Here is a 9591-nt window from a genome sequence, read left to right as displayed (position 1 = left end):
ATATTTTATATCCAGTCCATGGTGATAAAAACCATCATAAACCAGACATTTTTATTGGTGAGAATATAGACACTTTAAATGGGTTCTAACAAAAGAATTTCGTATAACGTGTATTATGTTAATTTTAGAAATAATTAAAAGTTTGGAAATACTAGTGAAATGCAACTTATAGAAATAGAGCCTTATTTTTGGGAACTATATGAGGATAGCGAAAATATATACCTCAATGTTTGTATAAATATGAGTGCAGTTTCTTGGGCGAAAACTATCTGCCTAGATAAACAAACGATTCAGCAATATCAGACTCAAGGAAAAGGTTTTATTGATGACTTAGCTAAAAGAATTGAAAGCAGCCAATTTAGAAAAGATTATGAAAGATTTTATTCATTTCCAGATGCCTCCGCAGAACAAAAAGAGGGAATGCTTCTAGCATTTAATGAATATAGGGCTAAGCAAAATTAAAGCCATTTAACATAATGGCGATGATACGAAATTAGAACAATAAACCTCTGTGAAATCAAAGTGTTTTTCAAATCGATGCTAAACTAAAATAGCATGAATCATCATGCTATTTTGTATTTATAAGAGCCTCCCATGCTGTACCCCATCCCTAAAAAAATCCAACTTGCTCCATCCCAAGCCAAATGGCAGCTTGCATCAAATGAATCTGTTTTGGTTTTAGTGGGATTACAAAATTTAAGGATGATGGTAGGCATACAAGAAAGCGACCTAATGAGTCATCTGATCCAGATCAGCAATAAAGCCAAAGCACTGGATATTCCCATTGTTGACTTCTATGGTGATGATCTGATTCAAGGCATGCAGCAACTCGGTGAATATGCCTCAACGCATCCGCAGCTAATTTTTGCCGGGCAGATTACCCCCATGCTAAAACAGATTTTACCGCATCTGATGAGTGTGACGAATCAAATTGGCGTGGTCGATGACGCGATTTTATTCGCCAATCAGGAACAGCATATTCAATGGATCGAAAATATCTCGGGGCAGGGTGTGCATCACTTAAATACTTATAGCCTGACTCGCTTATGGGATTTAAGCGCGCCCTCAGAATATGTATTGTCGACCAAAGGCATTATGTTGGCTGTCGCAGAACAGCTGGATATGGATGCTTTGGAAATTGATCCCTATGTCGACTTAAAAAATTATGGTCTGGATTCGGTAGCGGTGGTGAGTCTCGTTGGTATATGGCGTGCGCATGGTGCCAATATCCGTTATGAAGATGTGCTAAAGCATCCGTCTTTGCATGAATTGGCAAGCTTCATTTTAAAATCCTCAGGTTGATGTGCTGCGATTGAGCATTTTTATACGCTAAATCGGAAATTTCATCGTCATTTACATAAATGCGCATTGTAATTATTGGCTAAGCTTTCTATCATTGCCGCCTTGTTTTTCGCGATCAGCCTGGGATTGAACTTTGAGTAATTTTCTAACCGAACATCTGATACATCGTGATGATGATTTCATGGTCATCCACAAACCTGCAGGTTTACTCACAGTTCCCGGTAAAACAGAAGACTTACAAGATTGCCTGATCAATCGTCTGATCAAACTAGAACCCAAAACTTTACTGATTCATCGACTGGATCGTGATACATCCGGCATTTTGGCTTTTGGTCTGACTAAATGGGGACAAAAAACCATTTCCCGCCAGTTTCAGGAACGCCGGACCGATAAAACCTATCAGGCTGTGGTCGCCGGTACACTCGAAGGTGAAGGCACCATTGAAGTGCCAGTCGTGTATGATCCAAGCCGTCCGCCCTTACATATCGCAGATCCCGCACATAACAAGCCAGCCATTACACATTGGCAGGCGATCGAACATTTTAATATTCAGGGACAGCCTGTGACTCGGGTGAAACTGACCCCAATTACCGGCCGTTCACATCAGCTACGGGTGCATATGCAATATCTCGGACATCCGATTATTGGCGATACCTTATATGCGACACCCGAACAGCAACAGCTCAGCTCACGTCTATGTTTACATGCTGAACGTTTGAGTTTTTATCATCCTCAAACAGAGCAGTTAGTCGAATTTTATTGTCCGGCGCCGTTCTAGGAAATACTTCTTTAATCGGCGTGAATTATGCTCACTTTTTAGTGGGCTTTATGTCAAAATACATTGCTTGAAGGTGTGAAATTTTGCTCCAATGACGTTTCGTGATTGAGCCTAATATTCATAATCTTGTACTTAAGATAAAGGTGGAAAAATTGCAGCAATTTGCTATTGGTCAACGTTGGTTATCAGATACTGAAACAGAACTCGGTTTAGGCGTTCTTATTGATGTTGATGAGCGGTCGGTCAGCATTTTATTCCCGAAAAGCGATGAAACCCGCGTCTATGCACGCAGCAATGCACCCTTATCTCGTATCGTATTTAATGTGAAAGATGAATTACAGGATCAGGAAGGGACCAAGTGGATTGTAGAATCCGTTGAAGACCGCAATGGCGTGGTACGTTATCACGTCGTTCGTACCTTGGAAGATGGAACTGAAGAACGTAAATCGCTAAATGAAACCCGTATTGGTGCGACTATCCAGCTGTCTAAGCCTTTAGACCGTTTATTGGCTAGTCAGGTCGATTATAAAGAATGGTATGACCTGCGTATTGAAGCACTGCTGATGCAGGCCAATATGCAAAGCAGTCCACTGCGCGGTCTGGTAGGTTCACGTGTCGGCCTGATTCCACATCAGCTGTATATTGCTCATGAAGTCGGTCAGCGTTTTGCACCGCGTGTGTTACTGGCCGATGAAGTGGGTCTGGGCAAAACCATCGAAGCTGGCTTGATCATCCATCAACAGCTGAAAACCGGCCGTTCTGAACGTATTCTGATTCTGGTTCCAGATTCGCTGCAATATCAGTGGATGATCGAAATGCGCCGTCGTTTCAATCTTGAGTTCTCGCTGTTTGACTTGACTCGTACTGCGTCGATCAAAGAACATGATCCTGAACAGAACCCCTTCCTGACCGAACAAAAAATTATTGCCTCTGTCGATTTGATGGTCGACCATGAAGATCTTCGTGAGCAGGCACTTGAAGCAGGTTTTGACTTGCTGGTGGTTGATGAAGCGCATCACTTGATGTGGAGCGAAGAAGATGGCGGTAATGACCGTTATGATCTGGTCGAAGAGCTGGCTGAACATACGCCGGGCGTGTTGTTGTTAACGGCAACGCCTGAGCAGTTGGGTGTGGAAAGTCACTTTGCACGCCTGCGTTTGCTTGATCCGCAGCGTTTTAACTCGCTGGATCGTTTCCTCGACGAAGAAGCACAGTATCAGCATACAGCTAAAATTGCAGAAGTGCTGATGTCAGACATGCCGCTAGAAGCCGAGCATTTAACTGCGATTGAAGCCTTGTTAGGTCATCCGATTGAAGATCAGCCTGAACAGCGTTTCCGTGCCATTCACGAACTTTTAGACCGTCATGGTACAGGTCGTATCCTGTTCCGTAATACACGTGAAGCCATTCAAGGTTTCCCGGGTCGTGACTGTCAGCCGGCACCATTGCCAGCACCAGAAAACTGGTCGAAAGATGGCAAGTTGCGTGAACAGATGTGGCCTGAAGAGGCGCAGCTCGATGGCGCATGGATGGAAGCCGATCCACGCGTGATGTGGCTGATGGAGCGTTTGCGTACCGATTTAAAACACAAAAAAGTCTTACTGATTGCGCGTAGCGGGCCAGTGGTTGAAGCGCTGGAAAATGTACTGCGCTTACATGCCGGTATTCGTACCGCCATGTTCCATGAAGGCATGAGCTTATTAGAACGTGACCAGGCCGCAGCTTATTTTGCTGAAGATTCGTATGGCGCGCAGATTTTACTCTGCTCGGAAATTGGTTCGGAAGGTCGTAACTTCCAGTTTGCCTCTGACCTGATTCTGTTTGACCTACCTGCGAACCCGGACGTGTTGGAACAGCGTATTGGTCGTCTGGATCGTATCGGTCAGGAAAACCGGATTCAGATTCATGTGCCTTATCTGGTGGGAACTGCACAAGAACGTATGTTCCGCTGGTATAACGAAGCGCTGAATATCTTCAGCAATATTTCTCCAGCTGCACAAACCTTGCAAGAAAATTTTATTGTTCGCTTGAAAGACTGTCTATTGGCAGACAAAGGTCAAGATTTTGAAGACCTGCTGGAAGAAGTTAGCGTGCAACGTGAAGCGCTGGAAGCTGAATTGCAGGAAGGTCGAGACCGTTTGCTTGAATACAACTCTTGCCGTCCGGTGGTGGCACAGGAAATTGTCAACGCGCTTGAAGACTATGATGACAATACCACTTTGCCGATTTTCATGAAGCGCTTTATGGCGTCTACGAATATCGACTTTGACGAGCAAAGTAACGGTACAGTGATCATCAAGCCAACCGATCAAATGCAGGTTCAAGGTTTGACGTTGGATGAAGAAGGGATTACAGCGACTTTCTATCGTGATCAGGCACAAATCCGCGAAGATGCGCAATACCTGACACTGGAACATCCATTCACTGAAAGTGTGATGGAAATGATCAATACGCAAGGCTTTGGTAGCACTAACGTTGCGGTACTAAAATCTGCAGCACTGCCACAGGGTTCGGTATTACTTGAAGTATGGTTCAAGGTCGATGTGGTGGCTCCGAAAGCATTGAACTTGCCGTCTAGCTTGCCGCAACAGTTGATTCGTGTCTTGCTCAGTGAAAAAGGTCAGGATCTATCACAAAAGATTGCACCAGAAATCCTGAAACCGTACTTGCATCATTTAGATGGCAATAGTTGCCGTCAGGTGGTGAAAGCACGTCGTGATGTGATTGAGGCACGTTATCAGCAAGCGCTTGAACTGGCACGCAGTGCATTGCCTGGCTTCAAGCAGCAAGCCAAAGAAGTGTATGGCAATAAATGGCAATATGAAATTGATCGCCTGACCTATCTGAAACAGTTCAATCCAAGTATCCGTGAAGATGAAATTGCACGTTTACAAAAGTTGCAGAAAGAAGGTTTAAGCCTGCTGGATGGTCTATCGGTAACACCGGAAGCAATTCAGGTGATGGTCGTGGTCAAGCCTTAAGCTTTACGCAATAAAAAAATGCAGCTTTCGGGCTGCTTTTTTTATAGGCAAAATCCGGGTTTATTATTTTTTTGGTCGGAGAATGCTGGTCTGTTATTTTCCTCCTGTTTAAAATTAGGCTACTGAATAATAAGAATGACAAAGTATGTCAAAAGCACTGATTACCCTTGGCACAAAGACCAGTCATGGCGGCATGGTGACTGAATGCGAACTCTCTTTTTTGATCAATGGTATTGCCGTACATTTAAATGGCATGAAGCATTATTGTCCCAAATGCCAGACTATGGTCACCGCAATTTCCAGCAATTTGTCTATTACTGTCAAAGGACGGGCAGTGGTCATCGCGGGGGATAAGGCCAGTTGCGGCGCGACTTTTCTACCGATGCAACATTTGACTGTATCGCAGAAATAGACTTTAAATTCTGAAGGAATACAGAGAAATGACTTTGAGGTCATGCTTTGAGCATTTTTGCGCTGCCGAATAAATCTTTAAAGCGGTAAGCTCATCTTACGATTTCAGGATGAATACGCACTGCGTTTAAAAATAATGAAGCAAGCCTTACATTTTACCCATGCCAATGGTATCCCTTCGGCAACTTATCGGAAGTTTCTGGACTGTTTTCAGCAAGACTATGAGGTCAAAGCGATTCCCTTTATCGGCATGAACCCACAATATCCAATTACGCGAGACTGGCGTTATCTGGTCGATGAAGTCATTGCAGATATCGAGCAGCAGTTTCCTCAGCAGCAAGTGATTGGCTTAGGACATTCCTTTGGTGGTCTGGTGACCCTTATGGCGGCGTATCGACGTCCCGAACTGTTTTCCAAGCTGATCATTATGGATCCACCATTTGTGATTGGAAAAAACAGCGCCATGTTTGAACTGATCAAAAAGCTGAATCTAAAAAGTGTCGATCGTTATACACCCGCAGGAATTACGCTAAAACGCAAAGATTATTGGTCATCAAAACAGGTCGCTATTGAAGCACTCCGGTTTAACCGCTTATTTAAAAATTTCGATGAGAAGTGTTTTGCTGATTATATCGAGAGCGGCATTCAGCCAGAACCTGAACGTGGTGGGGTGACGTTAACTATTCCAAAACAGATAGAAGCGGAAATCTTCCGGACTGTGCCAGCCTGGTGGTGGAGAACGCCACGCCGACCGCCTGAAGTGCCGATGCATCTGATGACTGCAGAGCAAAGCCAGTTTTATCAGCAGGGGTTGCCACAAGGGATGCACAAGATTTATCGGATTAATTATTCTGTGGTCGAGGGCGGGCATATGTTCCCGCTTGAGTATCCGGAAGCCACTGCAAAGGCAGTCAAAGCTCAACTCGCACTTTTGTAATCATCATAAAAAAGAGACGCTGATTACGTCTCTTTTTATACTAGTTCATGCAAATCGGAAAATTAGCGCAGCTGAGAATCTTCCAGATGACGTGCACCTTCAAGGATCATCCGGATCATGATCATGGTCTGTTCGGCAATTTCTTTGCGGTCTTCGGCAGGCATATCAATCACATTAGCACCCATGTTGAAGACCAGTTGGGTAATGGCTTTGGCTGCAATATCGGGATGAAATAACTTCTTATTGTTTAGGCGTTCCAGACGAATTAAATCTTCCTGAAGTTCCTGCTGAAAATAATTTAATTGGCGTTCCACCGCCTGTTTATAAGATTTGGAACCGGTATAGCCTTCACGTAATAACAGGCTCAGATTGCCTTCATCGGCATCCAGCTGGGCAATAAAGACTTCTACAGAACTGCGGATAATGCTGTTCTGGCGAGAAGCTTGCAGACGTGCTTCATGCAAAATCTGACGCAATACAATCCCGGCACGATCAATCAGCTCAATAGCCAGTTCATCAATATCTTTAAAATGACGATAGAAGCTGTTCGGTGCAATACCAGCTTCACGCGCGACTTCACGTAGACTTAAAGAGGAAATACTTTTTTGTGGCCCAATCAGATTCAACGCAGCCTGAAACAGTTCTTCCTTGGTAATGGTGGCCTTGCGACCGACACTCCGTACGATAATCGGCTCATCAATGCTTTTCGATTGTAATAAAGATGCGTCACTGCTTATTTTCATTGAAGGCTCGTTCATCGATAGGTTCATGCATGAATCATTTTATTATAACCGAGCCAGTCAAGCTTGTGAAATGATTAGAAACAATACGGTTGTATATACAAATATATATACATGTGTATAATAATTAAAAACCCAAGGTGATGTCACAAACGATGCATGTACTGCAAAAACTTAAAATGCCATTGAATGCACTGTCTGATAGTGTAGTTGATCAGCATGCAATTAATTTCTGGATTCAGAAACTCAATCCTGTATGGTCGTTGAATCAGCCATTAGGCAAGATCGTGCATATAGAAAATGCAGCACAGGATATGCTGAGTCTGAAAATTCAAGTGAATCGCTTATTTAAGTTTGGTGAAGCAGGGCAGCATCATCCGGTCTATGTGGTGGTAAACGGCATCCGTTATGAACGTAGCTATAGTTTGACCCGTGTAGATGCGCAACATGTTTTATTGACCGTGAAAAAAGTCAATGCCGGTAAAGTCAGTACCTGGTTGGCAGAACAGGCACAAGTAGGTGATGTGATCGAATTTGGTCAGCCTTATGGTGATATGACCTTGCCTGTGCAGACGAGTCCATTGATCTTGCTTGCAGCAGGGAGTGGTATTACCCCAATGCTCAGTATGCTGGAAAGCTTGAGCAAAAAAGGTGAACTATCTGCACCGGTCACTCTCTGGTACTGGGTTAAAAAAGATCAGGATGCCGCATTTAAAGCACGGTTTGAAGAGCTTGCTCAGAAACATGCAAATTTCTCATTTCATGTGTATGCCACTCAAGAACAGCCAGCTGCTGCACGTCTGGATGAAACCTATCTGACAGATCTGCAAAATCTGGAAAATAGCATCGTATATTGCTGTGGTCCTTCAGGTTTTGTATCTAAAGCAGAACAGCTTTTTGCTCAGGCAAAACAGTTTAAAGGTGAAGCCTTTAGCATGAGTTTGGCGGATCTATCGGATACCGGCTTTATTAATGTCACCCTGACCCAGTCGAAAAAAATTGTCAGCATTCCAAAAGGCCAATCCATTCTAGTGAGCCTGGAACAGCAAAATATTAAACCGACCCATGGTTGCCGTATGGGCATTTGTAATAAATGTGCCTGCAATAAAGTAGAAGGTTCGACCAAGAATTTGGTCAACGGTGCACAAAATACCGAACCCGGCAACCTGCTCAAAATTTGTATTAACTCAGCGCAGACTGACCTTGTCATCGACTTATAAGCGAGTTTTATCTTATGAATATGCCAGTAAAATTACAGTATTTTAAAAATCCTAAAAACCGTGAATTAACCCAGTTTGAACTTGATGAACTTGCACGTGAGCTCGATGCGATTAAGCAAGAAGTGCTAGATGATCTAGGTGAAAAAGATGCGAAATATATCCGTCGTGTCTATTCAACCATTCGTTACTCATCGATTGCCGGTCGCGCCTTATTGTTTGCAGGCTGGTTCCCGCCAGCATGGTTGCTAGGCACAGGTCTATTAGGCTTTGCCAAAATCATGGAAAACATGGAGTTGGGTCATAACGTCATGCATGGTCAATATGACTGGATGAATGATCCTAAACTCAATGGTCAGACTTATGAATGGGATATTGTAGGGACTTCAGACAACTGGCGTCAAACCCATAACTTTAAGCATCATACTTATACCAATATTAAGGGTATGGATGATGATATCGGTTATGGTCTATTACGCTTGTTCCCGGAACAGCGCTGGAAACCGGGTTATTTATTGCAACCGATTTATGCAGTGCCATTCTGTTTATTGTTCCAGTGGGGTGTTGCGATTCAGAATCTTGAATTGGGTAAATACTTCAAAGGTCGCAAAAGCAAAGAGCAGACCAAAGAAGAATGGCGTCCAATGCAGAGCAAAATTGGTAAACAGTTGTTTAAGGATTATGTATTCTTTCCATTGATAGCAGGTCCTGCGGCTTTACCGGTTTTGACCGGTAATATGGTGGCCAATGGTCTGCGTAATATCTGGACCTTTAGTATTATTTTTTGTGGTCACTTTACCAAAGATGTCGAAGTGTTCCCAAAATCGGTACTTCAAAATGAAAGTCGTGGTCACTGGTATATGCGTCAGATCCGTGGTTCATCTAACCTGACCGGTTCTGAAGCGTTTCATATCTTGACGGGTCATTTAAGTCATCAGATTGAACATCATTTGTATCCTGATGTACCTGCACGTCGCTATCGTCAAATGGCACCGAAAGTTCAGGCTGTTTGTGAAAAATATGGTTTGAACTATAACAATGCCAGTCTGGTTAAGCAGTACGGCAGTGTAATTAAACGTATTGTGAAATATGCATTTCCGTTTAAGAAATAATTTTTCTTAAAGCTAAAAAAACCACTTCAAATGAAGTGGTTTTTTTATTTAAGAGGCTAATACTTCAGGAAGTAGAAGTCCTGATTGCGAAGCTATTTAATATGATTTCAAGG

Annotated in this window: 9 protein-coding genes; 8 read left to right on the top strand and 1 reads right to left on the bottom strand. The window is 43.3% G+C overall.

What is annotated here, in order from left to right; genetic code table 11:
- Window positions 1-159 precede the first annotated feature (159 nt).
- From NI465_RS06755 to NI465_RS06730, 6 genes are all read left to right on the top strand, one after another.
- A complete protein-coding gene (locus NI465_RS06755) occupies window positions 160-462 on the top strand; it encodes a hypothetical protein (RefSeq protein WP_004280001.1) in 303 nt (100 codons plus the stop codon).
- 132 nt (window positions 463-594) lie between these two features.
- Window positions 595-1302, top strand: coding sequence for a phosphopantetheine-binding protein (locus tag NI465_RS06750; protein ID WP_253144751.1), 708 nt, complete (start codon window positions 595-597; stop codon window positions 1300-1302).
- Between the two features lie 133 nt (window positions 1303-1435).
- Entirely contained in the window at window positions 1436-2080 is a 645-nt protein-coding gene (locus NI465_RS06745; protein ID WP_253144748.1) for an RluA family pseudouridine synthase, read from the top strand.
- A 143-nt stretch (window positions 2081-2223) separates the two neighbouring features.
- The gene (rapA, locus tag NI465_RS06740; protein WP_016807124.1) at window positions 2224-5061 is read left to right on the top strand and encodes an RNA polymerase-associated protein RapA; all 2838 of its coding nucleotides are present in this window, start codon (window positions 2224-2226) and stop codon (window positions 5059-5061) included.
- 145 nt (window positions 5062-5206) lie between these two features.
- Window positions 5207-5473: a PAAR domain-containing protein gene (locus tag NI465_RS06735; RefSeq protein WP_004646645.1), complete on the top strand. Its 267-nt coding sequence runs from the start codon at window positions 5207-5209 to the stop codon at window positions 5471-5473.
- A gap of 135 nt (window positions 5474-5608) precedes the next feature.
- A complete protein-coding gene (locus NI465_RS06730; RefSeq protein ID WP_253144747.1) occupies window positions 5609-6409 on the top strand; it encodes an alpha/beta fold hydrolase in 801 nt (266 codons plus the stop codon).
- Between the two features lie 62 nt (window positions 6410-6471).
- Here NI465_RS06730 and fabR read toward each other — a convergent pair whose 3' ends face one another.
- A complete protein-coding gene (gene fabR / locus NI465_RS06725; protein WP_004646648.1) occupies window positions 6472-7152 on the bottom strand; it encodes an HTH-type transcriptional repressor FabR in 681 nt (226 codons plus the stop codon).
- A gap of 152 nt (window positions 7153-7304) precedes the next feature.
- Here fabR and NI465_RS06720 point away from each other — a divergent pair, with 152 nt between their 5' ends.
- Both NI465_RS06720 and NI465_RS06715 read left to right on the top strand, forming a co-directional pair.
- The gene (locus tag NI465_RS06720) at window positions 7305-8369 is read left to right on the top strand and encodes a flavin reductase family protein (RefSeq protein ID WP_026055790.1); all 1065 of its coding nucleotides are present in this window, start codon (window positions 7305-7307) and stop codon (window positions 8367-8369) included.
- A 14-nt stretch (window positions 8370-8383) separates the two neighbouring features.
- A complete protein-coding gene (locus NI465_RS06715) occupies window positions 8384-9478 on the top strand; it encodes a fatty acid desaturase family protein (protein WP_004646650.1) in 1095 nt (364 codons plus the stop codon).
- The last annotated feature ends 113 nt before the right edge of the window (window positions 9479-9591 follow it).

It is taken from the genome of Acinetobacter lwoffii, from assembly GCF_024129855.1.
Taxonomy (GTDB): Bacteria; Pseudomonadota; Gammaproteobacteria; order Pseudomonadales; family Moraxellaceae; genus Acinetobacter; species Acinetobacter lwoffii_L.
This window is presented reverse-complemented; position numbering and strand designations above follow the sequence as displayed.

Bases quoted from the DNA above. Each gene is read 5' to 3' on its own strand.
- NI465_RS06730 (WP_253144747.1), top strand. From the start codon at position 5,609: ATGAAGCAAGCCTTACATTTTACCCATGCCAATGGTATCCCTTCGGCA.
- NI465_RS06755 (WP_004280001.1), top strand. From the start codon at position 160: ATGCAACTTATAGAAATAGAGCCTTATTTTTGGGAACTATATGAGGAT.
- NI465_RS06735 (WP_004646645.1), top strand. From the start codon at position 5,207: ATGTCAAAAGCACTGATTACCCTTGGCACAAAGACCAGTCATGGCGGC.
- fabR (WP_004646648.1), bottom strand. From the start codon at position 7,152: ATGAAAATAAGCAGTGACGCATCTTTATTACAATCGAAAAGCATTGAT.
- NI465_RS06720 (WP_026055790.1), top strand. From the start codon at position 7,305: ATGCATGTACTGCAAAAACTTAAAATGCCATTGAATGCACTGTCTGAT.
- NI465_RS06715 (WP_004646650.1), top strand. From the start codon at position 8,384: ATGAATATGCCAGTAAAATTACAGTATTTTAAAAATCCTAAAAACCGT.
- NI465_RS06750 (WP_253144751.1), top strand. From the start codon at position 595: ATGCTGTACCCCATCCCTAAAAAAATCCAACTTGCTCCATCCCAAGCC.